The 23008-nt window shown below is 69.1% G+C and carries 26 protein-coding genes; 11 read left to right on the forward strand and 15 right to left on the reverse strand.

The window, feature by feature from the left end; translation table 11 throughout:
• Positions 1–495: 495 nt before the first annotated feature.
• Together KDL01_RS23470 and KDL01_RS23475 are read right to left on the reverse strand one after the other, a co-directional pair.
• Positions 496–798 (reverse strand): transposase, encoded by a 303-nt coding sequence (locus KDL01_RS23470; protein ID WP_212530738.1) that lies wholly within the window; start codon positions 796–798, stop codon positions 496–498.
• Between the two features lie 84 nt (positions 799–882).
• Positions 883–3252 (reverse strand): 2OG-Fe(II) oxygenase, encoded by a 2370-nt coding sequence (locus tag KDL01_RS23475; RefSeq protein ID WP_212530739.1) that lies wholly within the window; start codon positions 3250–3252, stop codon positions 883–885.
• 1282 nt (positions 3253–4534) lie between these two features.
• On the opposite strand from KDL01_RS23475, the gene KDL01_RS23480 reads away from it, so the two are divergent.
• A complete protein-coding gene (locus tag KDL01_RS23480) occupies positions 4535–4711 on the forward strand; it encodes a hypothetical protein (RefSeq protein ID WP_212530740.1) in 177 nt (58 codons plus the stop codon).
• 15 nt (positions 4712–4726) lie between these two features.
• Complete coding sequence (locus KDL01_RS23485) at positions 4727–5284, forward strand: hypothetical protein (protein WP_212530741.1); 558 nt, start codon at positions 4727–4729, stop codon at positions 5282–5284.
• Here the strand turns inward: KDL01_RS23485 and KDL01_RS23490 are convergent.
• From KDL01_RS23490 to KDL01_RS23510, 5 genes are all read right to left on the reverse strand, one after another.
• Positions 5247–6944, reverse strand: coding sequence for a PKD domain-containing protein (locus KDL01_RS23490; protein ID WP_212530742.1), 1698 nt, complete (start codon positions 6942–6944; stop codon positions 5247–5249). The two genes, KDL01_RS23485 and KDL01_RS23490, sit on opposite strands and share 38 nt — an antisense overlap.
• Before the next feature lie 385 nt (positions 6945–7329).
• The gene (locus KDL01_RS23495) at positions 7330–7842 is read right to left on the reverse strand and encodes a DUF4279 domain-containing protein (RefSeq protein WP_212530743.1); all 513 of its coding nucleotides are present in this window, start codon (positions 7840–7842) and stop codon (positions 7330–7332) included.
• A gap of 77 nt (positions 7843–7919) precedes the next feature.
• Positions 7920–8270, reverse strand: a complete 351-nt coding sequence (locus KDL01_RS23500; RefSeq protein WP_212530744.1) for a hypothetical protein — start codon at positions 8268–8270, stop codon at positions 7920–7922.
• A 252-nt stretch (positions 8271–8522) separates the two neighbouring features.
• Positions 8523–9347, reverse strand: coding sequence for a hypothetical protein (locus KDL01_RS23505; protein ID WP_212530745.1), 825 nt, complete (start codon positions 9345–9347; stop codon positions 8523–8525).
• Complete coding sequence (locus KDL01_RS23510) at positions 9340–9942, reverse strand: SigE family RNA polymerase sigma factor (RefSeq protein WP_212530746.1); 603 nt, start codon at positions 9940–9942, stop codon at positions 9340–9342. The genes KDL01_RS23505 and KDL01_RS23510 overlap by 8 nt, the downstream gene beginning before the upstream one ends.
• Positions 9943–10139: 197 nt before the next feature.
• Here KDL01_RS23510 and KDL01_RS23515 point away from each other — a divergent pair, with 197 nt between their 5' ends.
• From KDL01_RS23515 to KDL01_RS23530, 4 genes are read left to right on the forward strand one after another with little or no spacing between them, the layout of a single operon-like run.
• Positions 10140–10682 carry an RNA polymerase sigma factor gene (locus KDL01_RS23515; RefSeq protein ID WP_212530747.1) on the forward strand — a complete coding sequence of 181 codons (543 nt, stop codon included), beginning with the start codon at positions 10140–10142 and terminating at the stop codon, positions 10680–10682.
• Positions 10679–11296, forward strand: a complete 618-nt coding sequence (locus KDL01_RS23520; RefSeq protein ID WP_212530748.1) for a methylated-DNA--[protein]-cysteine S-methyltransferase — start codon at positions 10679–10681, stop codon at positions 11294–11296. The genes KDL01_RS23515 and KDL01_RS23520 overlap by 4 nt, the downstream gene beginning before the upstream one ends.
• A complete protein-coding gene (locus KDL01_RS23525) occupies positions 11293–12030 on the forward strand; it encodes a 2OG-Fe(II) oxygenase (protein WP_212530749.1) in 738 nt (245 codons plus the stop codon). The genes KDL01_RS23520 and KDL01_RS23525 overlap by 4 nt, the downstream gene beginning before the upstream one ends.
• A 56-nt stretch (positions 12031–12086) precedes the next feature.
• A complete protein-coding gene (locus KDL01_RS23530; protein WP_212530750.1) occupies positions 12087–12602 on the forward strand; it encodes a hypothetical protein in 516 nt (171 codons plus the stop codon).
• Positions 12603–12710: 108 nt separating this feature from the next.
• Here KDL01_RS23530 and KDL01_RS23535 read toward each other — a convergent pair whose 3' ends face one another.
• From KDL01_RS23535 to KDL01_RS23545, 3 genes are read right to left on the reverse strand one after another with little or no spacing between them, the layout of a single operon-like run.
• Positions 12711–13868 (reverse strand): hypothetical protein, encoded by a 1158-nt coding sequence (locus KDL01_RS23535; RefSeq protein WP_212530751.1) that lies wholly within the window; start codon positions 13866–13868, stop codon positions 12711–12713.
• The gene (locus KDL01_RS23540) at positions 13869–14549 is read right to left on the reverse strand and encodes a hypothetical protein (protein WP_212530752.1); all 681 of its coding nucleotides are present in this window, start codon (positions 14547–14549) and stop codon (positions 13869–13871) included.
• Between the two features lie 5 nt (positions 14550–14554).
• Positions 14555–15136: an RNA polymerase sigma factor gene (locus KDL01_RS23545; protein WP_212530753.1), complete on the reverse strand. Its 582-nt coding sequence runs from the start codon at positions 15134–15136 to the stop codon at positions 14555–14557.
• Positions 15137–15379: 243 nt separating this feature from the next.
• On the opposite strand from KDL01_RS23545, the gene KDL01_RS23550 reads away from it, so the two are divergent.
• Complete coding sequence (locus KDL01_RS23550; protein ID WP_212530754.1) at positions 15380–15763, forward strand: nuclear transport factor 2 family protein; 384 nt, start codon at positions 15380–15382, stop codon at positions 15761–15763.
• Positions 15764–15861: 98 nt separating this feature from the next.
• On the opposite strand, the gene KDL01_RS23555 is transcribed toward KDL01_RS23550, so the two are convergent.
• A complete protein-coding gene (locus KDL01_RS23555) occupies positions 15862–16677 on the reverse strand; it encodes a hypothetical protein (RefSeq protein WP_212530755.1) in 816 nt (271 codons plus the stop codon).
• Between the two features lie 170 nt (positions 16678–16847).
• On the opposite strand from KDL01_RS23555, the gene KDL01_RS23560 reads away from it, so the two are divergent.
• From KDL01_RS23560 to KDL01_RS23570, 3 genes are read left to right on the forward strand one after another with little or no spacing between them, the layout of a single operon-like run.
• Positions 16848–17384, forward strand: coding sequence for a SigE family RNA polymerase sigma factor (locus KDL01_RS23560; RefSeq protein ID WP_212530756.1), 537 nt, complete (start codon positions 16848–16850; stop codon positions 17382–17384).
• A complete protein-coding gene (locus tag KDL01_RS23565) occupies positions 17381–18268 on the forward strand; it encodes a hypothetical protein (RefSeq protein WP_212530757.1) in 888 nt (295 codons plus the stop codon). Before KDL01_RS23560 ends, KDL01_RS23565 begins: the two co-directional genes overlap by 4 nt.
• An 8-nt stretch (positions 18269–18276) precedes the next feature.
• The gene (locus KDL01_RS23570) at positions 18277–19509 is read left to right on the forward strand and encodes a hypothetical protein (RefSeq protein WP_212530758.1); all 1233 of its coding nucleotides are present in this window, start codon (positions 18277–18279) and stop codon (positions 19507–19509) included.
• A 111-nt stretch (positions 19510–19620) separates the two neighbouring features.
• Here the strand turns inward: KDL01_RS23570 and KDL01_RS23575 are convergent, their stop codons facing one another.
• From KDL01_RS23575 to KDL01_RS23590, 4 genes are all read right to left on the reverse strand, one after another.
• Entirely contained in the window at positions 19621–20082 is a 462-nt protein-coding gene (locus tag KDL01_RS23575; RefSeq protein WP_212530759.1) for an SRPBCC family protein, read from the reverse strand.
• Positions 20079–20447: an ArsR/SmtB family transcription factor gene (locus KDL01_RS23580; RefSeq protein WP_212530760.1), complete on the reverse strand. Its 369-nt coding sequence runs from the start codon at positions 20445–20447 to the stop codon at positions 20079–20081. Before KDL01_RS23580 ends, KDL01_RS23575 begins: the two co-directional genes overlap by 4 nt.
• A 71-nt stretch (positions 20448–20518) precedes the next feature.
• On the reverse strand, positions 20519–21448 hold the full coding sequence (locus KDL01_RS23585) for an NADP-dependent oxidoreductase (RefSeq protein ID WP_212530761.1): 930 nt from the start codon (positions 21446–21448) through the stop codon (positions 20519–20521).
• Positions 21449–21522: 74 nt separating this feature from the next.
• Positions 21523–22311 (reverse strand): alpha/beta fold hydrolase, encoded by a 789-nt coding sequence (locus KDL01_RS23590; RefSeq protein WP_212530762.1) that lies wholly within the window; start codon positions 22309–22311, stop codon positions 21523–21525.
• Between the two features lie 81 nt (positions 22312–22392).
• Between KDL01_RS23590 and KDL01_RS23595 the strand changes: the two genes are divergently transcribed.
• Positions 22393–23008 (forward strand): TetR/AcrR family transcriptional regulator (locus KDL01_RS23595; RefSeq protein WP_212530763.1); only part of this gene is annotated, 616 nt, incomplete at its 3' end.

Here is a 23008-nt window from a genome sequence, read left to right on the forward strand (position 1 = left end):
ACGCTTCGGGCGCGGCGCCGGGTCGTGCTCGTGATCGGTCGTGCTGGCCATGCCGGGGGTGCTCCTGTCTCGCCCATCTAGACTAACCCGATAAACCGGGTGTCTCAGCCGAGGCTGTCAGAGAGGGACCTGAGCTTGAGATTTGAGGTCGGTGGGATCGGCTACTGACCGGCCAGACCCTCGGCCCGGTCTACGTTGGCCGGATCTCCATCTGGCACCGTGCTAAGGGCCCGGCGGCTCGCTTCGGCCACGTGGGGTATGACATTCGCCCTTCGGCACGAGGTCAAGGACACGCAACCGCCATGCTGCGCGCAGCGCTCCCGACAGTGGCGCGGCTCAACATCGATCCAGCGCTCGCGATCCAGGTGCGGGAGCAGCGCGGCGAACTTCACGTCCAGCAGCGCCTGGACCTCATCCGATATCCCCATGAAAGCCCGTATACCACGGCAATCATCGACGCACGGCCGAACCCGGCAGTAATTCCCTTACGGCTCCTCACCACTTCGTCTCGCCCGCGAAATACTTCGCCGCCTGGCGCAGGATCTCGCGCTCCTCCTCGAGCTCGGCCACCCGCCGGCGCAGCGCCCGGTTCTCCGCCTCGACAGAGGAGGCCGCCGACGGCTCGGGCTCCACAGCATCGCGAACGCCTTCACCTGGCCCGTCCGCCGCCTTGATCCACGCCAGCAGCATCGCCGGATAGATCCCCGGGTCCCGCGCGACCTGCGCCGCAGACGCACCCGGCCTCGAGTGATACAACGCCACCGCATCGGCCTTGAACTGCGGCGGGTAGTGCTTCATCCCCACGAGGACTCCGTTCTCCCAGATCCTCAAGATCTAGTGTCCAGGTGTCCACACCTCAGGGGAAACGCCCGTTTCTCGAAGCTATGGGTGAGTGACTTCATCCGGCCAGGTGACGGCGAGCCAGCGCAGGTCCGCTTCGTCCTGGGCTCGTGCGGTGCGCTCGCTATGGAAGAGGGTGTTCTGCTTGGCAAGCACGAGCGTGTACGGGCGGCCTTGGCGGCGGGTCTGGTGACTGACTGGCAGCTCGTACTTGTCGATGCGGGCGTGAATGTGTCGGCGGCTGCGCTCGGCAAGCGGCCATTCGTACACACGACGGAACGGGTCGAGCAGAAATGCGGAGAGTACTTCGCAGAGCTCGCAGGTACAGTCCGCGGGCGCTGCGATCGACCAGTCGTCCTCGGTTCGGGCCGGTCGTGCAAGCCGCTCGCGCAACTGACCGCCGTAATCGGCCGCGAGAGCCGCGAAGGCACTGCCGCCTCGCCCGTGTCCGGGCAGCGCCTCGGCCGCGTGTAGGGCGGAGCGCGCCCAGACGGTCGTGTCCTCGTCCGAGCTGCTGAGTCGTCGTGTGATCTGCCGAGTGAGATTTTCGGGGCCCTGAGCTTCCACTGCCGTCAGCAGGAAGGCGAGCGGTGCCCCGAGTTCGATGAGCGCGGCCAGTCGTCGGCTGGGAGCGGCGAGGGCTGACAGGCCGTCGGCTCTGCTGTGTAGCCGTTTCCACGCCAGGTCCGTCAAGAGTTGAGCGGCCCCGTCGGCCGTGCCGCCGTGCAGAGCCGTACACAAGTCCGGCACGGCGGCGTACCACTCCAACTCCTGGCTACAGGATGTGTGCGCGTATTCGAATGCGCGGGTGGCGTCCGAGCTGAACCATCCACGCAGCAGCGTGGCGATCCAGTCGGCATCGTGCTGTTCGGCCAGGCAGGCGAGTGGTGTCCCGGCCGAAGCTGATAGTTGCTCGGCGCGAAAGGGGCTCAGGAGCAGATTCGCGGTGGTCGGGTCGTCGAGGGCGTGTGCGGTGTGCAGCGCTCTGACGAGCGCTTCCGGCTGTGGATTCTCACTGATCGAGGCGGCCCAGAATGGCGCGAGGTCGGCCGCATCCGCCTGGGCACCGGCCAGGTCTCCGGTTCGAGCCCGCTCGTCGATGTGCGTCAGCGCCCAGGCCGGGGATGACTCGGCGCGGTTGGCGAACTCGCGCGCAGCGGGGAAAAGGACGAGCGCGGCGCGTCGATACCAGCGATCAAGAGTGTTGCCATAGTTCCCCATGAAACCCTCGTACTGCTGCTCATAGGGCGTCAGCGCGCTGTTCGTGGTCCCAGCGCACAGTTCGGTCTCGTCCACCTCCAACGTGATCTGCTCGGTGTATCCGGTGTCTGGATCGGTCCAGTGCGCCAGCCGTGTCGCACTCTCGACGAGGTCGTTCAGTTGGTAACTGCAGTCGGTGTCGTCGGCGGTATCAGGATCGTCGTCGTCATCGTTCTCGTTATCCTCATCGTCGTACGGGCCGTCGTACCAGTCGTCTTCTTCGTCGGTCGGGTAGGCATCCCAGGTCTCCTGGATCTCGCCCAGAGCCAACATGACGCGACAGTCGGCGGTTTCGGCCGCGGCGCGCAGTAGCGAGGCCTTGGTGGCATCCCCACCCTTGAGCCTGGCCCAGCTCAGGCCTCGCTCGGTGTACTCGTGATCGAGAAGGTAGACCAGCCGGGAAGGTGGGGTAGCGGGCCCGCGGGAGAAGATCCGCCTCACAGGTGCTGAGAAGTGCTCGCGCAGATGCCGGGCCAATTCCGTCACGGTGGCGGCGCTCGGGTCGGGCGGCGGCGTGCTCGCACCGTCAAGGAGCAGGTTGAAGGTGAGCGCGATACGGTGGCCGGATTTAACTGGTCGGACCTCGTGCCGGCAGTCGGCGTAGAACGCGGTCAGAACCAGATTCGAGGCCGAGCCGCGATACTCGGCCGTAGCCTCGCCCCGCCCGATGACCAGTTCGCCTCCGGTGTGCCGGGACGGAAGCGTGACCACCAGCGTGCCGATCATCGCGTTGTGCTTCTCGGAATCCTGGTGGGGCAGGAAGAACTGACCCCGCCCGTAGACGAGCATCGAGTGCAGTTCGGGGCGAAGCGTGCATGAGGACGGCAGGCCCAACTCCGCGCGGAGCGCATCGAGGAGCGCCGGGAGTCCATCGCCGAAACGGAGGGCCACTGTGTCCTTCGGGACCTCCCAGGTATCGCGTACTGAGATGTCAGTGAGTGTCTCGGTGCCACGGCCGAATCGGGCTGGCGTGCCGAGGTTGCGCAGCTTGCGGACCTGGGACGGGGTGACCGGAAGCCGCACCGCTCCGACGCCGAGGATCTCCAGGTTCAACAGATCTGGCTCGGCTTCGGTCGAGGCACTCAGTTTGGGATCGGCGCACTCCCTATCGAGCAGCGCCGCCACGCACTCACGCGGGACTATGTTCTTCACCCGGGCCTCCCCTCCCTTCGGTGGCGGTCAGAAGCCATCCGTGGAACCACGATATCGGTGGCTGATGCCGCCGCGGGTAGACGTCAGGCGGATTCAACCGTTTCCCGAGGCTTGCGAACGAATGGCGAGCGGGGTCCCGGGGTCGACCACGAGATGCTGCGCCCGTGGGTGAGGACCGCGGAGGGAGCCGAGGCCGTGCGGACGCTGAGGCCGGTGCGGATGTGCTGGCAGGTGCGCGTGTTCGGGACCGGGCGCGAGATTCTGCGCAAGGCCGCGAATGCGGCCGGCTTGAGGCTTGAGCTGGTCCCGGCACTTTGGGAGGCCCAGACTGCGACGAGCTCTCTCGGCTCGCGTGAGTGCGTGCGGCGGTGACGACGCGCGTAGAGCCCAATCGCGGGTGGCCTCGGCACGATTGCGGTCGAGGATCGTATTGCGCAGGCGTACAGACGTAATCGTTATCGGGCAGATGGAGTTCCTGCGCGAGCGTGCGGATGTGGGGGTCGGGGAAGACGAATCGAACCCGACTATTCGCAGCGTTCGGCATGATTTGCGGAGGGTGTCCCTTGACGTTTTTGGCGCACCGGCGTCCTATTCGGCCAGACACCAGCCGTCGGGGGTGTAAGCGGAGACACGGATGTGCTGCAGATCGGCGGCTCGGCGGACTCTCACGGCTGGCCGGGCATCATCCGTATCGTCGCGGACGCGGGCGGACACGACCCAGCCCACGAGCTGATAGGCCGACGGAGAATGCCGACACGACATCGGCCAGAGCCAGGCCATAGCAAGCAACTGATAGTTGAGTGCACACGGCCGGGCGATGGCGTGTGGAACCGAGTTCACCCGAGCGCTTCGGCGGGCTCCGGCCGTTGACGGTTGAATCCGGGTGGCTACGTTGAATACGCATTGAAGTTCTGCGCACTCCCGCCGCCCCTGTCAGGCTCCGGTTCCGTGGCCGACAGCACGGGGACGCTGTTGCCCGCTCACTCGGAGACCTCGGCCGGCGGCGTGCCTGAGCTCAGCCAGTTGGTCAGACGGGTGTGACACAGGGCACTGATGCCACCAGGTCAGGATGCAGCGGTGTGGTGCGGGGCTCTCCGACTTCCTTTCGCGAAGAGGCATGCGCGCTCGCCGAGGCACGAATCTCACCACTGATACATCGAGCCGGAGCGATCCTTGTCATGGCCTCTTTGAGTCACTAAATCACTGCATTGAGTGTACGTACGCGTGTAGACCTAGCGGTGGACGAAGCAGTCGGGCTTGAGCAGGGGAGAGTCCAAGGCCTTTGCCCGGGGGCGGGGTCAGCATCGACGGCATCAGCCTCACCGCGAACACGTCCCACTCGAGCTCCGTCACGTACACCTGGAAGATGGACGGCAACTCCTCGATCCCCCACTACCTGTTCGGCGCGAGCGCGTGGCCTGCTCAGTCGAGCGGCGCGACGATCATCTACTCCAACTGACGGAAGGCCAGCCCGGTGCAGCGTCGTACACGCAGACTTGTCGAACTCGCGGCGGCAGCCGCCGTCTGCCTCGCCATTGGCCTGACCACATGGCTCGTCCACGGCTACCTGAACGACGCGTCGTACATGGAACCGGACGACGGGGCCTCCGGCACGATCGCCAACATCTGCACGGTCGGCGAGGTGCTGTACTTCGGCTATCCCCTCTCGCCGACCCACAGCCTGCACATCACCGGCGCAGAACTGGTCGGAGTCCCGGACACGTTCACCGTCGAAGGGATCTACGCGGTCAACGCCGACAACGGAAAGTACCCCGTGCTCGTCGGCGGCACACAGGTTAACTGGGAGCAGATGGGGTACTCAACCGCCCACCTCTATCCCGTCACCGCGATTAACCTCGCCGACGGCAAGTGGGACGGCTGGTGGCTAGGCCGCGGAGCCGAGAGGAGACGAGACTCCTTCCGGCTCTGCAAGATTTCTGTCGGCGATCGTCCGGGCCGGATCCCGGTCGGGATCCGGCCCGGACGATTATCGATCACTTGCTCTGGAACTGCCCGAACTCGTCGAGGATGATGTAGGCCGCACCGTGGCCGCCGAGGTAGAGGCCGAAGTTGTAGGTCGGCGGCTGGGAGCTGGTGTCGGGGACGGGGCTGAGTGTGGCGATGGACAGGTTCGACACGGTCTGGCCGGTCAGGAAGTTGACGTTGGAGGTCGCGGGGATCGCGCGCGGGGTCTTCGGGTCGTACGGGTAGAGCGAGAGGAAGCCGTTGCCCGACGGCTGCGTGACCGTCGCGTTGAACAGCAGGCCCGTCACCGTCGACGCGTAGGATCCGCCCACCTCGTACGGCTGGTCGGCCGGCAGGGTCCACTTGCCCTCGCGCGTGTCCATGTAGCGGAAGGGGACCGTGTACGGCTCGAACGCGCTGGCCCCGGTGACTGCCGCGGTCGTGTAGTAGCCGAAGGCGTCGACGATCAGGTCCACCGCGCCGGCACTGTTGTTGTGCAGCACGATCTTCCCGCCGGTGCCGACCGGCACCATCGCCAGGTTTGCGGCGGTGCCGCCGGCCGGGTAGTTCAGGTTCGAGACCGCCGGCAGCGTCTGGCCGTCCGGGTAGGCCGTGATCACGCCGTTGCGCGTGCCGGAGACCGCGGTCAGGTTCATCGCCAGCGCCGTCACCCCCGAGCCGGGAATGCCCGAGCCCTTCGCGCCGTCCACGGTCAGCGTGATGTTGCCGTTCGCCGGGATCTTCGCGACCTTGCCGCCGGTCCCGACGCCCTTGCGGGTGTCCAGGATGCGCGCCGGGTTGATCGAGACGTACCTGCTCGCCGTGGTGGCGGTGTAGTAGCCCTCGATATCGGCCACGATGTCGGTGCTGCCCCGGGAGGAACCGTTGCGGAAGTCGACCAGCCCGTCCGGCCCGATCGGCACGACCACCAGGTTCGGCAGGTTCTCGTGGGCCGAGAAGTTCACGTTGGACGTTCCGGGCCAGGACACCGTCCCGCCGTAGCTGGTCTCGTTGTTGTAGACGGACAGGAAGCCGTTGGCCGACTCGTCGGTCGCGGTCACGTTGAGCACGACCGCGACGGCGTTCGACGGAATCGGCTTGTCGGAGGCCCCGGCTCCGAACACGGAGAGCTTGAGCGTGCCACCGGCCGGAACCGGGGCGGCGGGCGCGCCGAGACCGTAGCGGGTGTCCAGGATGCGCACAGGGTCGTACGGCGTGTATTCGGTGCCCCAGGTCTGCTGCCCCCCGAGCGCGATGGTCGACACATCGCCCTCGCCATCGCTCACCGTGACCGTGACGGCGAAGGTGCCGGGTCCGGCGTACTCGTGGCTGAACGAGTGGTTCAGGTCGTTCTGGTAGCTGCTGCTCTGCCCGTCGCCCCAGTCGACGGAGACGCTCAGCTTGCCGGTGGGCGTGGTGTACCCGCTGACCTGAGGCAAGACGTTGAGGCCGAAGGCGCTGGCGGACCCGAAGCCGACACCGGCGCCGAGGTCGGGGTTGGGTCCGGTGGCCTGCTGCGTGTGGGTCCGGACGTGCTGCACCCGCGGCGCCACCGCCGAGGTCGAAGGCGCCTGCGACGAGGAGGCCGCCGGGCGTGCCGAAAGCGCCGGCGCGACCGCCCCGACGCCCGCACCGCCCGCCGCCGATCCGATGGCCGTCGTGGACGCCGAGGCGAGCGACGGCACGAGCGCGAGGCCGAAGGAGCCGGCAACGGCCAAAGGTGCCAAGAGCCGACGTGACAAAGGATCCCCCTGAAGACTCTCGTGCCGCGTGGCACGAGTGAATGAGTGTTGAGTCGCGGTGAGGAGCGTAAGTCTCATGAGAATTCGACTCAATGGAGATTTCGTCACGGTCTTGCCACTGTCGAAGGTGCCCTGCGTGGGGCCCGTTCCGGGCAGGCGGCGCCGAGGCGTGGGGTTCGCAGATTCTGCGCGTGCATCGGACAATCCGCGTCCTACCTGCGGATTCGGCGCACGGCGGGATCCGCGTCGACCGCGCGGAGGGGTGCGGATGATCATCTATGCATTGATGAACAAGTGAAGCAAATGCTTGGCGTTAACGGCTGGCTACTGCGTCGAATACTTCTTGGGCTTTGCCGATCCTCCTTCTCGCCTACGCCCAGTCGCGGGGGTCGTTGCCCGGGGACATGTCGTACTCGTCGACGTCGAGCACCGCCCCGGTAGCGGTCAGGAAGTTGAGCACGTGGCGGTCCAGGTGCCAGCCGAACATGTTGGGCTTCTCGGTTGTCGAGGTTCGCCAGGCGGGAACGCCATCGTCGCTGGTGGGGCCTTCCTCGTCATCGTTGAAGTAGCGCACGATCTCCAGGACGGCGCTGCCGTATTCGCCGTCTTCTTCGGCCTTCAGGCGCTCGACGAGGGCGGCGATGCGCTCAGTGTGCGGCGCGAGTCGCGCGATGACGCGGGCGACTTGCTCGTCGACGCGCAGGCCAGGATCGCGGCATACGACTTTCCAGGCGTGGCTTGCCGGGATCGCTCGCGGCTGAGTGAGGAGGCGGCTTGCCCGCACCATGGTCTCGTCCGGCTCGATGCCCAGGAAGGCCGCCATCTCCGCTGCCGAGGTGTGTCGGCTGGCCAGCGCGAAGTACGCGTACTGATGAAGCGGCATCTGAGCAGCGTATCGATCCCGGCAGCAGCCGGGTGAGCTGATTGATTGCCGGCAGCTCAGGACAAGGTCTGATGGCGCTATTCGCTCTGCGCCCAAGCGGCGATGGGCAGCGCCAGGTAGATGCCGAAGTTCTCCAGTCCGGTCGCGGCGGCGACGTCGCGGTGAAGCCGGTCGACGCGCTCTTGTCGATTGCGGGCACGGCTCTCGAACCACTTGGAGCGGACTTCGATGACGACGTCGAGGCCGCTGCGGTCAAGCGGCCCGAGTCGGCGGAATCGAATCTCCACATCGCCGGGCTGGAGGTCTCCGTCGTACGGTTCCTCGGTACATTGCACGGCGATCGACACCCTGTGCGCCAGCGCATCGGCCAGCTTGGTGAGAGTCTCCTCGGATACGGTCGGCGCGTAGGTCACCTCAACGAGTGGCATCCGCTCAGGATAGTGGGATTGAAACGCCCGGCTCCCGGCATGAAGCAAGTGCCTACCATATTGGCATGGGCTTCGTGAGTGGTTGGTCGGCCAAGGGCCAAGCCACGAGACCCGGAGGCGACGTGCCGATGGGGTGGCGTCATGCGTATCGCCGCGGCACGCTGAGCCGCCGTGCCGCGCCCGGGTATCCGGAGCGGCACGGCGGAACTGGTGCCGAGTGGCGTCAGGTAGCCGGCGGCGCGGTGCTGGCTGCTACTTGCCGCCTGGGACGTCGCTGGGGCAGGCGGAGGCTACGTTGAATTTGCCGTCTTCCTGGCCGGTCGGGTAGGCCGAGGCGTCGGGGGCTTCGATGAAGGTCAGCGGCGTGTTGAGCGAGATCGGCTTGCTCAGTACGGAATGGCCGTGCGCGTCGCGGACGTCCATGACGGCGTGGGGCATCGATTCGATGAACGCGCACAGGCTTGTGGCCACGTTCTGGGTCATGTTCTTGAAGCCCAGTTGGCTCAGCAGCGGCACTACCTGCGTCTGGCCGTCGTAGCCGAGGCTGTAGAGCACGTGCTGCTTCGCGCCGGGGACGTGTACGTCGAGGAAGTAGTCGCCGTACTCGAATTCGAGCGTGAGGGTGGCGCCGGGCGGCAGGTCGGTCGTCTTCGTGACCAGGTTCCAGGCCGTCCCGCTCGGGACCGGCGCGGGGATGTCCCAGTTGAGCGGGCTGGGTGCGGGGCTGTCGAAGATGGAGTTGATGCCGGTTGAGCAGTCGGACGGCCAGATGATCATGGTCTGCCCGTTGCTGTTGACCGTGGGCTGGGTGGTGATGGGGTTGCCCGAGGAGTCCGAGCAGACGTAGGCGATGCCCGGCGACAGCCCCACTCCCGTGTTGACGGTGCGTAGGGCCGAGCCGCCGGAGAAGCTCACGATCAACGCCGCGACCGCCATGACCGCGCCGACCCCGCCGGTGCTCTGGGCGACCAGGCGGCGGCGCTGGCGCCCTGCGCTGCGGGCCCGAAGTGACTCGGCGTCGGGCAGTACCGCCGCCTGCCGTGCGTAGTCGCTGATCTGGTCGAACTGCTCAGACATTGGGGTATCCCTTCGAACTCGTCAGTTTCCGTGGGGCGAGCACCGCTCGCGGTGAACCCGCGGCGGGCGGGTTGGTGTTCTCGCGCGGCCGGTCCGGCTCTTCGTCGCTGAACTCCGAGACCAGCGGGGCCAGTGCGGCGCGGCCGCGGGCGAGTCGGGACTTCACCGTTCCCGGCGCCGTTCCGGCCTCCTCGGCGATCTGTTCGACCGTCAGATCCGCCACGTAGTGCAGCACCAGCACCTGGCGCTGTTTCTCCGGCAGCAGCTTCAGTGCGCTGATCAAAGCGAGCAGGTCCGGGCCGAGATCCGGGACCGGTTCGCGGCGGGCTTCCGCGCGGCGATGCGCCGAGAGCCGGTTCCTCGCCTTCCACCACGCGTTGGTCGACAGCCGGCAGGCGACCGAGCGGACCCAGCCCTCCGGGCTCTCGTACTCTCGGATCGTCGACCACTGCTGCCACGCCCGGATGTAAGCCTCCTGCAGGGCGTCCTCGGCGTCGCCGAGGTTGCCCGTGAAGGCGTAGACCTGGCCGATCAGCTTGCGCGAGGTCTGCGTGTAGAAGTCATCGAACTCTGTGAAGTCTCGCGAGTCCCCCATGCCCCTCCTCTTCTTCCTCGACCGGCAGTGCGGGCTGCCGCGTCGGTTACACCCCTAGCACCGGCGGAGGGGCCGTCCGGTTCCCTTGATTTTGCAGATTCTCCGCGCGCGGCCCATGCTCGATCTCACGTTCGCGGGGCCTCGGACGTCTTCTCAGTACATCGCGTCCGCCTTCAACCGTCTGCACCGGGAAGATTATGAAAGAGCCGTTCGAGAACGTGGTCACGCAGCACGGCGCCACGGTGCTGCGCGTGTGCCGGGCGCTGCTGGCGCTGCACGACGCGGAGGATGCCTGGTCGGAGACCTTTCTGTCCGCGATGCGCGCCTACCCGGGCCTGCCGGAGACGGCGAACGTCGAAGCGTGGCTGGTCACGATCGCGCGGCGCAAGGCGATCGACCTCCTGCGGGCGTCCGGGCGCAATCCGGTGCCGGTGGAGATGCTGCCCGAGACGGCGGCCGAAGGCGGACCAGATGGACGCGGTGCGCCGGGCGCGTCGGGCCTGCTGGGCGATCCGGCCGCGCCCGGCGGGCCGGACGGGGACGTGTGGGAGGCCGTGGGGCGCCTGCCCGACAAGCAGCGCCAGGCCATCACCTTCCGCTATCTGGGCGGGATGCCGTACGAGGAGATCTCGGCGATCCTCGGCGGCTCGGTGCAGGCCGCGCGCCGCGCCGCCGCCGACGGCATGAAGAATCTGCGTAGGAACTATCCGGGCGCCAGGACGAAAGGAGCAGCCCGATGAGTGACCATCGCTCTGACGAGGACGTCCTGAGCCTGCTGTCGGCTCCCGTCGACCCGGAGACCCTGGCCCGGCTGCACGGTCGGCTGGAGCGGGCGGCGCAGTCCGCGGATCTCCTCGACGTCGCCTACCGGATTGTCGACTCCCCGGTCGGGAGCTTGCTGCTGGCCGCCACCCCGCAGGGCCTGGTGCGTGTCGCGTACCAGTGCGAGGACCACGACCGGGTGCTGCAGACCCTGACCGACAAAATCAGCCCGCGGATCCTGCGCGCACCCGGGCGGCTGGACCAGGCCGCGCGGGAGCTCGAGGAGTACTTCGAGCGGCGTCGCACGACGTTCGACCTGCCGCTGGACCACTCGCTCTCGCACGGGTTCCGGAAGCTGGTGCAGAGCCGGCTGCCGACGATCGAGTACGGGCAGACGCGCAGCTACGGGCAGGTCGCCGAGCTCGTCGGCAGTCCCAGGGCGGTACGGGCGGTCGGCAGCGCCTGCGCGACCAATCCGCTGCCTGTGGTCGTGCCGTGTCATCGTGTGCTGCGCACCGACGGCACACTGGGCGGCTACGTGGGCGGGCTCGAGGCCAAGACCACCCTGCTCAGCCTGGAGGCGACGGCATGAACCACGCCACGACCGGGCGACGCGGCGACCCCTGGAGCGAGCGCGTGGACGCCGCGGACTGGGGACGGGTGTCCGCCGAGGTCGGCGAGTACGGTGGCGCCCTGCTCCCGCAGCTGCTCACCGCCGATGAGGCCGCTGAGATCAGAGGACTGTACGGCCGGAACGAGCTGTTCCGCAGCACGGTCGAGATGGGGCGCTACCGCTTCGGCGAAGGACAGTACAAGTACTTCGCCGCGCCTTATCCGGCACCGATCGAGCAGCTCAAGCAGGCGCTGTATCCGCGCCTGCTGCCGATCGCCCGCGACTGGTGGGGCAAGCTCGGCCGCCCGGCGCCGTGGCCGGACACGCTGGGGGAGTGGCTGGAGTTGTGCCACGAGGCCGGACAGCGCAAGTCGACGGCGATCCTGCTGCGCTACGGCCCGGGAGACTGGAACGCGCTGCACCGCGACCTGTACGGCGACCTCGTCTTCCCGCTCCAGGTGGTGATCAACCTCGACGAGCCGGGCGTCGACCACACCGGCGGGGAGTTCCTGCTGCTCGAGCAGCGGCCACGGGCCCAGTCGCGCGGAACGGCCACGCTGCTGCCGCTGGGCCACGGATACCTGTTCACCACCAGGGACCGGCCGGTGCGCTCCACCCGCGGCTGGTCGGCCGCACCGGTACGACACGGTGTCTCCGTGGTCCGCTCCGGGCAGCGGCACACGCTCGGGCTCATCTTCCACGACGCCGCGTGAGCCCTGTTCCGGCTGGAGGGGTGGGCCATGAATGCTCTGATGAGCAAAGGTGGGCCATGAATGCTCTGATGAGCCCGCTGCTGAGCCAGCCGATTCTGCTGACTCCCGCCGACGGTAAGGATCCTGCGGCGACCGCGGCGACCGCGGCCGAGGTGCGCGCGATCGTGGGCTTGGCGCACGCGCGTGGGGCACGAAGCCTGACCATCGGCTCGGGTCGGCTTCCCCACGCGACTGCCGCTGCGCACGCGATCGCCGCGGCCTGGCAGGCGGCCGGGGGTACGGTCACCGGCACGATCACGTGGCCGGAGTCCGCCGCCTCCTGGCTGCGCCAGGCCGTCGCCTTCACCCGCGACGACCCCGACCTGTGGGTGATGGCCGGCCCGGTCCTCGGCTGGGCCCAGATGACGCGGCGGCTGCTGTGGTCGACGAACTGGCGGCCCGAGCGCACTCTCGCCACCGCCGCGATCGGCAGACGCGCCGCGCTCGACCTGGTCGGCGTTCTGAACCTGCCGGGATTTTCCGGAGCGACCGCGGCCGGCGAGATGTGGACCGTGACGCAAGAGATGAGGTGACGGGGTGACGGGAGCGGCCCGATCAATATCTGGCCCGATCAATATCTCTACTGGACACCGGAAACCCGCGAGCGGCCCGGAACGCCCGAGCCGCTCGCGGTCTGAAACTCAGCGCCCTGTGTGCTGGGCGATCAGTGGCGTGAGATCAGGGGTCTCGCTGCTGTCGTTCGCGGTGTCGCCGACCGCCCAGACGCCGCCGCCGGGGATGGCAGCCACGGCAGAGATGCTGGCGTCTCCGACGGTGGGCACGGCGACCTTCGTCCACCTCGTCCCCGTCCACCGCAGTACATACGCGGTGTAGGGCAGGCCGCTCTCGTGGTACGTGTCGCCGACCGCCCACGGCCCGCCGGCGCCCACGGCGATGTTGTCGAGTTCACCGTCTCCGGCCGGGGTGGGCGTCAGGGCCCACTTCTTCCCGTTCCAGTGCAGGATCAGCGAGACGCGGTCGGCGCCGCCCTTGGTGACCTGCGTCTCGCCCCAGCCGGCCAGCCATGCGTCCTTCGGCCCCGCGACGACGAGCGCGCTGAGGTTCGTGTAGGCGAATCCGGTGGACGGCGCGGGCAGGATCGTCCACGTGTGGCCGTTCCAGTGGGCGAGCACGAGCGCGCCGGTCGCGGCGGTCGCGGTCCCGGCCACCCAGACATCGTCGGGCCCGTCGGCGGCGATAGCGGCGAGGCCGGCGCCGTCGGCCAGGGCCTTGGGCAGCGAGAGGATCTGCCACGCTCGGCCGTTCCACTCCTCGATGAGGTTCTCGGCGTTTCCGGTCTCCGGGTCGAAAGTGCCGCCGAGGTACCAGGCGTCGCGCGGCCCGTCGGCGGCCAACGCCCCGCCCTGGTTCATGTTCGGCACCGTGGCGAGTGTGACGGTGGCCCACCGCGTGCCGTTCCAGTGCAGCGGCTGATCGTCCGTCATGGCCCAGACGTCCTTCGCGCCGGTGGCGCTGAGCTCGTCGATCCGGCTCGTGGTCGGCACGCTCGCCTTCGTCCAGCCGCGGCCGTTCCAGTGCAGCATCACCGGCGCGAAGCCGGTCGGGCCGATGGTGAATCCGCCCGCCCAGGCATCGTCGCGCGAGGGGGCGACGACGCTGGAGAACGTCGCCTCTCCGCTGACCGGCACCGGGTAGGTCCGCCAGGCCGACGACGACGGCGTGGTGGTGGCAGCGGTGGCGTGGGCGGCTGCGGGCAGGGTCGTGACCAGCGCGGCCGATACCGCGGCCAGACCGGTCATCCGCAGCTTTCGCTTGTTCGCGTTCTTCATGGCGGTCACCTAGTTCTGGTAGGGCGTGCAGGCGTTGTCAGAGGTCTTGCTCACTGAGATGTAGTAGCCGTTCTCCACGCCGTTGAGGGTGTAGAGGACGATGTTGACCACGGTGTCCTCGGGCAGCTTCGACGGCGTGACGGTGAACAGCACGCCGGGTGTGTCGCTCCGGGCGAAGCTGACGCCGACGATGCCGGTGGTCGACTCGATCCGCTTCATCTGGACGTAGTCGACCGGGCAGCCCACGATCGGTGCGGAAAGAGCCGCGAACGTCTTCGGATCCGCGACCTTCGTCGGCACCAGCCACACCCGGGCCGGCACCTTCGCCTGGGCCAGCGCCTGGCGCAGCTCGGTGGCGTCGGTCAGTTCCTTGAGAGCGACTTCGACGCTGCCGCCGGCCTCGCTCTTCACCGACCAGCCGGCCAACGAGACGCTGACCGTCGGGGTGTCGGTCGCGACGTGCAAGGCGCCCGACGTCCCGTGGTGTGCGGTCGGAAGCGCCACCGCGAGCACCGCCGCGGCGCTGAGCAGCGCCGCCGCCCCGGCGAACAGGGGTCGGCGGTATGAGCGACGGACCGCCCGGTTACTGTCGACGGCTTCCAGCAGGCGGTTGCGCTGGCGCACCAGGGTGGCCGGCGGCGCGAGGTCCAGCTCGCGGCCGAATTCGGCGAGGATCTGCATGTCGTCCATCGGATTCACTCCTGCTCGTCGAGGGGATTGGTCTCGCCCAGTGCGGCGCGTACCTTGCGCCGGGCCCGGTTCAGCCGCGAGCGCACCGTGCCGACCGGGATGTCCAGGGCCAGCGCGGTCTGCTCGTAGGACAGTTCGGCCCAGCCGATCAGCAGCAGCACGTCGCGGTCCCGGGCCGCCAGCGTGGCGAGCGCCTCGGCCAGCCGCGGGCGCATCGCCGCCGCGCTGACCCGCGCGGAAATCCGCTCGGCCGTCTCCTCGGCCGGCACCTCGCGCGGGGTGCGCAGCAGGGCCCGATAATGGGCGGCCTCGGTCCTGCGCCGCCGGGAGATCAGGTTGGTGGCGATGCCCAGCAGCCACGGACACGCGTCACCGAACGCCGGGTCGAACCGGTCCCGGCGCTGAAAGGCCACCAGGAACGTCTCGCCCACCACGTCCTCGGCCGCCTGGGTGCCGAGCCGCTGGGCCGCGTAGCGGAACACGGCGCGGGAGTGGCGGTCGAACAGCTCGGCGAACACCTCGCTCTGCTCGCGTGACGCCGCGATCAGCTCGCCGTCCGAGGACCGGGCGACGAGCTGAGGGGGCATCACCGGGTGTACCGGGTGATGGAATGGTCGGTCACGGGCCAATTCCCTTCGGGCTCGAAAGCAACGTCACCCGGGTATCACCACAAGCCCGCGATCGAGTTCACGCTCGGCGCTGGGGGCACGCGGTCGAATACTGATCCGTGACTGATTCCGCAGCGCCGTCGGCTCCGTAACGTCGTTCTCATCAGCCGGAACACCGGTAGATCAGTGAACGAACACCGATGGGACGAGGACGAACCGACTATGGACGGCAACCGTATCGAAGAGATCAACGCCACGATCGAGGCCTACATCGAGGTCTGGAACGAGCGGGACACCGAACGTCGTCGGGCCCTGATCGAGCAGGTGTGGTCCGAGGACGGGACCTACACCGACCCGCTGGCCAGGTGCGCCGGGCGCGCGTCCCTCGACGCCACCGTCGGCGCGGTGCAGGGCCAGTTTCCGGCGGACTTCGTCTTCACCCTCGGCCCGGTGGACGCCCATCACCACCTCGCCCGGTTCACCTGGGAGCTCGGCCCGGCCGGCGGAGAGTCGCTGGTGGGCGGCTTCGATGTCGCAGTGCTCGATGACGACGGCCGGATCAAGGCCGTGCACGGCTTCCTGGACAAGGTGCCGGCCGGACTCTAGCCGCGCCTGCTGCGGACAACGGTCGGGCGCCGTGCCTGCGAGAACCAGGCGAGGGCACGGCGCTCGACCGTCACCCGCGTCGCGAGTCGTGGTGAATGCTACTTCGCCTTCGCCTTCGCCTTCGCCTTCGCGCTCGCGAGCCGCCTCGCTTTCGCCTGTGCAAGCCGCTTCGCCTGATCGGCGCGTTTCATTCTGGCGTTGGCGAAGTCGATGCCGATCCCCAGTCCGATGCCGGCCACGGCCGCCGAGGGGAACAGCGTGTAGTCGATCGGACGGGTGATCGCGCATATCACGAGCAGGATGACCCCGGTGTTCAGTGCCCCCAGTCCGAGGATTTGCGCGAGCCTGTTGAATCTGCGGATCCGCGTGGCGTACAGGAAGAACAGGAAGGCCACGCACAAGCCGATGCACATCGACAGGCTGCCCACCTCCGCGGGAATCTCGCGGCCCGGGTAGTAGCCGGTATACGAACTGTGGAGTTGGTAGTCGACGACGGTGATGTGGCCGTGCCAGATGTACGCGAGCGTCGAGTCGCCGGTCTTCACCAGCGACCAGACGCCTCTGGTGCCGTCGGTCAGACCGGCTCGCACCGTGCCGCCCGAACCGGGCCAGCTCAGGTCCACCCAGTAGTAGTTCGACTTGCCGGTGGTGTCCGAGCCGACGCCGGTCACGGTCGCCGCCTCGGCCAGCACACACGTCGGACCGGCCGCCCCCGTGCACAGCGGTGCGGACATGAACACCCGCAGACCGTTCTGCGTGTGCGTCAGGAAGACGGCCACCATGATCGTGGCCGCCGCGCTGAGCAGCAGGGCGATCGAGAGGGCGATCGTGGTCGACCGCTTGCCCTTGCGCTCGCCCGCCAGCCCGATGACCGACGGCCCGATGTCGGACGATTCCCTGTTCGACGACCCCATGTACAGTCCCCACCCCGTGAATGCTCGGCCCCTGCCGAGTCCCGTGTCCGCATGCTACAGCTGCTCCGCTCAAGCGGAGTATCTACCGTATGCGGCATGAAGTATCCGCGCTCGTCGAGGAATTTGGCCGCAGGCGACAACCTTTCCCGGCGGCACCGCGTGTGTGGTGCATGACCGACACCGAGTACGCGGCCTTCGTCGCGGCGAACTGGGACCGCTACCTGAGAGTGGCCTACCTGCTGACCGGCACCGAGCACGCGGCGGAGGAACTGCTCCAGGACACGCTGGTGAAGCTCTACTCCCGCTGGCGGCGCGTGTCCGCGATCGGCGACCCGAACGCCTACGTACGACGCATGCTGGCCAACGGGAACGTCAGCCGGTGGCGCCGGTCGCGCCGTGAGCACCTGGTCGACGTGGCGCCCGAGGCGGGGAGCGCGGCCGCTGGCCGGGCGGGCGGCGGCGCCGACGGGCGGCAGGAGCCGGGGGGCCGGGACCACGCGGTGGATCTGCGGCGTGCCCTGATGCGCCTTCCCGCCGGGCAGCGCGCGGTCGCGGTGCTGCGGCACTTCGAGGACCTGAGCGAGAAGCAGGTCGCCGAGGTGCTCGGCTGCTCCGTCGGCACGGTCAAGAGCCAGAACGCGAAGGCGCTGGCCGGTCTGCGCCAGCACCTCGACGCCTACTTCGAAGAAACCAGGAGTCTGTTATGACCGAGGACGAGGGACGGGCCCTGTCCGTCGCGCTGCACGACGTGGCCGAGCGCGGGCCGGGCGCACCCGCGCCGATCGATCGACTCGTGAGCCGCGGCCGCAGGCGCCGCCGCGCCCGCTCCGCGACGAGCTGCGCGGTGGGCGTGACGGGCGCGGCTGTGCTCGCCGCATTCGTCTCGGCCGGGCCGGGGGCCGGTAGGTCACCTGACACGGCGTCCGGTACGCCCGCCGCCACCAGCCCGAGCCCCATCGCGCTCTCGCTGGCCGCCGCACGCACCGATGCGAACCCGTTCCACTTCACCGTCACCGCGACGAGCCCGGCGCCCGGCGGCAAGGCCGGCGGGCAGACCGGCGCCAAGGCGCGCACCGAGGTCAGCGAAGGAGCCTTCGACCCGTCCACCATGCGTGGATACACGAAGGCCTTCGGCGGCGGCCAGACCGCGCAGTCGATCAGGATCGGCGACACCTGCTACTCCCAGCCCACTCTCACCGCGCCGTGGCTCGTCAGCACCTGCTCCTCGACTGCGGGCGTATCGCTCGCGAGCCTGACGCAGGATCCGGCGGCCACGCTCAAGCAGCTCGAAACCGCCGGACAGGCGACGTACGTGGGACGTACCGGCAGCGGATCCGGCGAACTCGACACGTGGAAGTTCACCTTCACCCGGAAGACGCAGGTGACGGCCACGTCGTCCACGCTCGGCTACACCGTGACCGGTACGGCGAGCGTGGGTGCCGCTGACGGTCAGGTCTCAGCCATCGACTACACCGTCACCATCGCGCCCGACTCCATCGTGGTCGGTTCCGACGAGCAGATCTCGATCAAGTTCTCCGAATACGGCGCGCCGGTGAGCGTCTCCGCGCCCGTCGCCGCCACGAAGGAGTGAGCTTCCCCATGACCATCTCCGCACCCCCCGCACACTCCGCGCCGGACTCCGGTGCTCGCCGCACGCGCTTCACGCGCCGCTTCGCCCTGGCCGCCGCCGTCGCCGGACCGCTGGCGGCCGGGATGTGCGTCGGCAGTCCGGCGCACGCGGATTCCGGCGGCTGGGTCGAGCAGGGCGTCCCGGCCGGCGCCGCGAACATCCTGGCGGTCGCCTCCGTGGGGCCGCACACGCTGTGGGCCACCGGTTTCACCATGAGCGACGCGGGCGGGGGCGTCTCCTTCAAGCCTCTGGTCCTCGCCCGCGACTCGAGTCAGGGTACGTGGACGCCGGTGCAGACTCCGGCCATCAGCGGATCCAGTCGCGCCAACGCGATCTCCGCCGCCGGGCCCGACGACGTGTGGGTGACCGGCGACGGCATCGGTACCCCGGGTGCCGCGTCGGTGCTCACCGAGCACTGGGACGGCACGGCGTGGACCGAGATCGACGTGCCGCTGCCGAGCGGCGAGAACACCGCGGGCGAACTGCTCGGCGTCGCGACGATCGGCCCGGATGACGCGTGGGCCGTGGGCAACGGGCAGAGCGGCGGCTCCATCAGCGCGCTGATCGAACACTGGAACGGCGCCTCCTGGCAGGCCGCGGCCCTGCCCGCGGCCATCGCCTCCGGCGTCGTCCTCAACGCCGTCACGGCCGAGGGTCCGCACGATCTGTGGGCCGCGGGCGTGGACTACGACACCGACGAGCCGATCCTGCTCCACGGCGACGGCACGACCTGGCAGCAGGTCGCACTGCCCGGCGCCGGCGTCACCGGCGCGTACGGCCAGTACGGCGAACTCAACGCGCTCGTGGCGGATGGAGCCGGCGGCGTCTACGTGGTGGGCGCGGCCTACCTCACCAGCGACGACCCCGGCCACGCTCTCGTCGAGCACTGGGACGGCCGCGCATGGCAGACGCACCTGCCGGAGCCCTCCGGCAATGCCCTGCTCCTCGGCGCCGCGCTCACGCCGCAGGGCCTCGCCGTCGTCGGCTACGACCCGTCGGGCACCCAGCCGAACCCCTACGGCGAGATCCTCCAGGGCGGGACCTGGCAGTCGCTGAACCTGCCCGACGTCGGCAGCGGCGGCACCGACCCGTCCGCAGCGCTCTCCACCTGCGACGGACTCGTGGTGGTCGGCGGGTACGACGTGGCGAACGATGAACAGGACACGTTTCCGCTGGTCCTGCAGGGCCAGCCGATCCTGTAGAACCAGAGGTAGGTGACCCCAGCCCCGGGCCCGGCTCCAGCCCCGGGACAGTGAGGTGCCGTCGCGGCCCGCGTGTGCGGTCCGCGGCGGCACCCTCGTGTGTGTCACGCCTCAGCGCTTGAGTTCCTCGGCCAGGCGGTCCAGTTCCTCGCCCGTGCCCTGCTCGCGCCAGTCTGCGCGGTCGAAGTCGTCGAGGTAGGCACCGTGGTCGGTCAGGGTGACGCGGGTGCCGGCACCTTCGGGCGCGAATTCGATGCTGACCAGGTTGACCGCGATCCGGTCCGCGTCGCGGTGCATGTGGTTCGTCAGGACGATGCGTTCGTTGGGCACGATGTCCCGGAAGCAGGCCTCGTAGGTGAACGTCGGTCCGCCCTTCCCGTTGACGTAGATGTTCCGCTCGGTGCCGCCGACGCGGAAGTCGACCTCCATGGTCGGCTCCTCGCCGTCCGCGACCGCGGCGAACCACCGGTTCTTGGCCTTCGGATCGCCCCAGGCCGCGAAGACCCGCTCGACTGGCGCGTCGTACACGCGCTCGAGGGTGAAGGTGCTGTGGGTGACGGAGCGTTCGGTCATGATGCGGGGCCCTTCTGCTGATCGGCGTGTGCGGAGTCATCGGCGCCGGCGGCGAGGAATTCGCCGAGGCGATCGAGCGGGCCCTCCCATGCGGTGCGCTGCGCGGCGATCCAGCCCTCGGCCCGGCGCAGGCCGTCCGGCTCGAGCCGACAGGTCCGCACCCGGCCGATCTTCTCCGACCGCACCAGCCCGGCGAGCTCCAGCACCTGGAGGTGCTGGACCACCGCGGGCAGCGACATCGGGAACGGCTTGGCCAGATCGCTCACCGAGGCCGGGCCCCGGGTCAGCCGCTCGACCATGGCCCGGCGGGTCGGGTCGGCCAGGGCTTGGAAGATCTGGTCGAAGGCGACCCCTTGGTTAGGCATGTGCTTAAGTATCGGCTCGGCAGGGCGGACGGTCAAGCGATCGCTTAAGTATCGGCCACGGAGGCTGGAGGCTAGAGGGTGAGCACGATCTTGCCTTCGGTGCGGCCGGATTCGATCAGTGCGTGGGCCTCGGCGGCGTGCTCGAACGGGACGGTCTGCTGGACGTGCGGACGCAGCGATCCCGCTTCGGCGAGCGCTGCCAGATGCTCGAGGCCGACGTGGTCCGGCTCGACGGTGATGCCGGCGAAGCGGCGTCCGGCTGCTTCGGCGCGTGCCTTGAGCGCGGCATCGGTGCGCTCGACGATGGTGACGAACAGGCCGTTCGGCTTGAGGGTGGCGATCGACGCGTCGCCGTAGCCGCCGGCGGTGTCCAGCACGACGTCGAGGGCCCGGGTCTTCGCGGCGAAATCCTGCGTGCGGTAGTCGATCGCCTCGTGCGCGCCGAGTTCGCGGACGAAGTCGTGCTTGGCCGCGCTGGCCGTGGTGATGACGTAGGCGCCCCTGGCCTTGGCGATCTGGATCGCGAGGTGCCCGACGCCGCCCGCCCCGGCGTGGATCAGGACCCGCTGACCGGCCTCGATGTGCGCCGTGTCCACCAGGCTGTGCCACGCGGTGAGGCCGGCCATGGGCAGCGCGGCCGCCGCGGCGTGGTCGAGGTTGCGCGGCTTTCTGGCCAGCTGCCGGGACGGGACCGCGACGAACTCGGCGAAGGTGCCCGCCGCGCGGGGGAAGAACGGCATGCCGTAGACCTCGTCGCCGACCTCGAAGCGGGTGACGCCGGGCACGACGTGCTCGACCACTCCCGAGACGTCCCAGCCGAGGATGAACGGCGGTTCGCCGAGCAGCGGGAACGCGCCGGAGCGGACCATCGCGTCGATCGGGTTGATCGAGGCGGCGCGGACGCGGACGAGGACCTCGGAGGGCAGCGGGGTCGGCGTCTGGACCTCGGCGAGTTCGAGGACCTGGGGCGAGCCGAATTCCCGCTGGATGACTGCACGCATGGTCGTTGTCTTCCTTTCGGAGCCGTGAAGAGTCGTCAGAAGCCTTCGGTTCTGCGGGGTTGCTTGCGGGGCGTTTACTCGTGGGGGTCGAGGAATTCGGTGATCAGGCCGAGCCAGGCGCCGGGTCGCTCGGCCATGGGGAGGTGGCCGGTGGCGATCTCGGCCGTCTGGGCGCCGGGGATGGCCCCCGCGAGTTCGCGCTGGAGGGTCGGGTCGACGAGGGCGTCCTGGGCGGTGACGACGACGAGGGTCGGGACCGTGATTCCGGCCAGGTCGCCGCGGACGTCGATGCGTCCGACCAGTTCCGTGTGCTCCGGCGTGCCGTCGGGGATCGACTCCGCGAAGGCCTTGAGCGCCGCGTCGAGCTCGCCGGCCGGGATCGCGTCGAGGGCCCGGGTGCTGAAGCCGACGAGCGTGAGGAACTCGGCGAGCCGGAGGGTGTTCCGATCCTGATATATCTCGGACCAGATCCGGGCCGAGAGGGCGAGGCGGGCGTCCGCCTTCGCGAAGGTCGCGGTGAGGATCAGGGCCGTGACCCGCTCGGGGTGGCGGGCCGCGATCCGGATCGCGATCGGGCCGCCGAGCGAGAACCCTGAGACGGCGAAGGTCTCGAGCCCATTCGCGACCGCGGCCTCGACGAGCCGGTCCGCGAGTTCGTCCTCTGACAGCGGCCCGACGAACCGCGGGGTGGCGCCGCTGCCCGGGTAGTCGGCGCCCACGACGGTGTGTCCGGCCGCGAGCCCGTCGAGGATCGGGCCGTAGTTCGCCTCGATGCCTCCGCCCGCGCCGTGGGCCAGCAGCAGCCCGGGGCCGGCGCCCCGGACCGTCACGGCAAGCGGTCCAAGCTGGGTGTCCGTCGTCATGACAGCTCTCCGTCCATTTCTGTAGTGGTCGCTACTGAAGGACCGTACCACATTTTCTAGCGAGCGCTATAGAATGGCCCCATGACTGCGACGACAACTCGAGGGCGCCCGCGGGGCTTCGACCGCGCGGCCGCGCTCGAACAGGCCCTCGACCAGTTCTGGCGCTACGGGTACGAGGCGACGTCGATCGCGATGCTGACCAAGGCGATGGGGATCAGCCCGCCCAGCCTCTACGCGGCGTTCGGCGACAAGCGGAAGCTGTTCGGCGAAGCGGTCCGCCAGTACGCGCTGACCTGGGGCCGGTACGGGACTCAGCCGCTGGAGCAGGAGCCCACGGCCCGGGCGGCCGTCGAGCGCGTCCTGCGGGCGGCCGCGGCGGAGTATACGAACCCTGCTCACCCGCCCGGCTGCCTGGTGATCAGCGGTGCCATGAACGTCGCGGAGGCGGACGCCGACGTGAAGGAGGAACTGCGCGGATACCGGGAGGCGGCGAAGCGGGCCATCGCCGCGAAGATCGCCACGGACGTCGAGGCCGGGCTGCTCCCGCCGGACACTGACTCCGATGCGCTCGGCAGCTTCTACGCGGCGGTGATTCAGGGCATGAACACGCAGGCGGCGGACGGCGCCGATCGGGCCGAGCTGGAGCGCATCGCCGACGTCGCAATGCTGGCCTGGCCCGCGGGGACGGGGGAGGGGG

The organism is Actinospica durhamensis, from assembly GCF_018139695.1.
In the GTDB taxonomy this organism is placed as follows: Bacteria; Actinomycetota; Actinomycetes; order Streptomycetales; family Catenulisporaceae; genus Actinospica; species Actinospica durhamensis.

What these genes read in the sequence shown, in the direction of transcription:
- KDL01_RS23550 (WP_212530754.1), top strand. Translation starts at nt 15,380, where the DNA reads ATGGACGGCAACCGTATCGAAGAGATCAACGCCACGATCGAGGCCTAC.
- KDL01_RS23500 (WP_212530744.1), bottom strand. Translation starts at nt 8,270, where the DNA reads ATGCCACTCGTTGAGGTGACCTACGCGCCGACCGTATCCGAGGAGACT.
- KDL01_RS23540 (WP_212530752.1), bottom strand. Translation starts at nt 14,549, where the DNA reads ATGGACGACATGCAGATCCTCGCCGAATTCGGCCGCGAGCTGGACCTC.
- KDL01_RS23545 (WP_212530753.1), bottom strand. Translation starts at nt 15,136, where the DNA reads ATGCCCCCTCAGCTCGTCGCCCGGTCCTCGGACGGCGAGCTGATCGCG.
- KDL01_RS23560 (WP_212530756.1), top strand. Translation starts at nt 16,848, where the DNA reads ATGACCGACACCGAGTACGCGGCCTTCGTCGCGGCGAACTGGGACCGC.
- KDL01_RS23565 (WP_212530757.1), top strand. Translation starts at nt 17,381, where the DNA reads ATGACCGAGGACGAGGGACGGGCCCTGTCCGTCGCGCTGCACGACGTG.
- KDL01_RS23510 (WP_212530746.1), bottom strand. Translation starts at nt 9,942, where the DNA reads ATGGGGGACTCGCGAGACTTCACAGAGTTCGATGACTTCTACACGCAG.
- KDL01_RS23520 (WP_212530748.1), top strand. Translation starts at nt 10,679, where the DNA reads ATGAGTGACCATCGCTCTGACGAGGACGTCCTGAGCCTGCTGTCGGCT.
- KDL01_RS23575 (WP_212530759.1), bottom strand. Translation starts at nt 20,082, where the DNA reads ATGACCGAACGCTCCGTCACCCACAGCACCTTCACCCTCGAGCGCGTG.
- KDL01_RS23525 (WP_212530749.1), top strand. Translation starts at nt 11,293, where the DNA reads ATGAACCACGCCACGACCGGGCGACGCGGCGACCCCTGGAGCGAGCGC.
- KDL01_RS23515 (WP_212530747.1), top strand. Translation starts at nt 10,140, where the DNA reads ATGAAAGAGCCGTTCGAGAACGTGGTCACGCAGCACGGCGCCACGGTG.
- KDL01_RS23555 (WP_212530755.1), bottom strand. Translation starts at nt 16,677, where the DNA reads ATGGGGTCGTCGAACAGGGAATCGTCCGACATCGGGCCGTCGGTCATC.
- KDL01_RS23495 (WP_212530743.1), bottom strand. Translation starts at nt 7,842, where the DNA reads ATGCCGCTTCATCAGTACGCGTACTTCGCGCTGGCCAGCCGACACACC.
- KDL01_RS23580 (WP_212530760.1), bottom strand. Translation starts at nt 20,447, where the DNA reads ATGCCTAACCAAGGGGTCGCCTTCGACCAGATCTTCCAAGCCCTGGCC.
- KDL01_RS23470 (WP_212530738.1), bottom strand. Translation starts at nt 798, where the DNA reads ATGAAGCACTACCCGCCGCAGTTCAAGGCCGATGCGGTGGCGTTGTAT.
- KDL01_RS23505 (WP_212530745.1), bottom strand. Translation starts at nt 9,347, where the DNA reads ATGTCTGAGCAGTTCGACCAGATCAGCGACTACGCACGGCAGGCGGCG.
- KDL01_RS23590 (WP_212530762.1), bottom strand. Translation starts at nt 22,311, where the DNA reads ATGACGACGGACACCCAGCTTGGACCGCTTGCCGTGACGGTCCGGGGC.
- KDL01_RS23570 (WP_212530758.1), top strand. Translation starts at nt 18,277, where the DNA reads ATGACCATCTCCGCACCCCCCGCACACTCCGCGCCGGACTCCGGTGCT.
- KDL01_RS23585 (WP_212530761.1), bottom strand. Translation starts at nt 21,448, where the DNA reads ATGCGTGCAGTCATCCAGCGGGAATTCGGCTCGCCCCAGGTCCTCGAA.
- KDL01_RS23530 (WP_212530750.1), top strand. Translation starts at nt 12,087, where the DNA reads ATGAATGCTCTGATGAGCCCGCTGCTGAGCCAGCCGATTCTGCTGACT.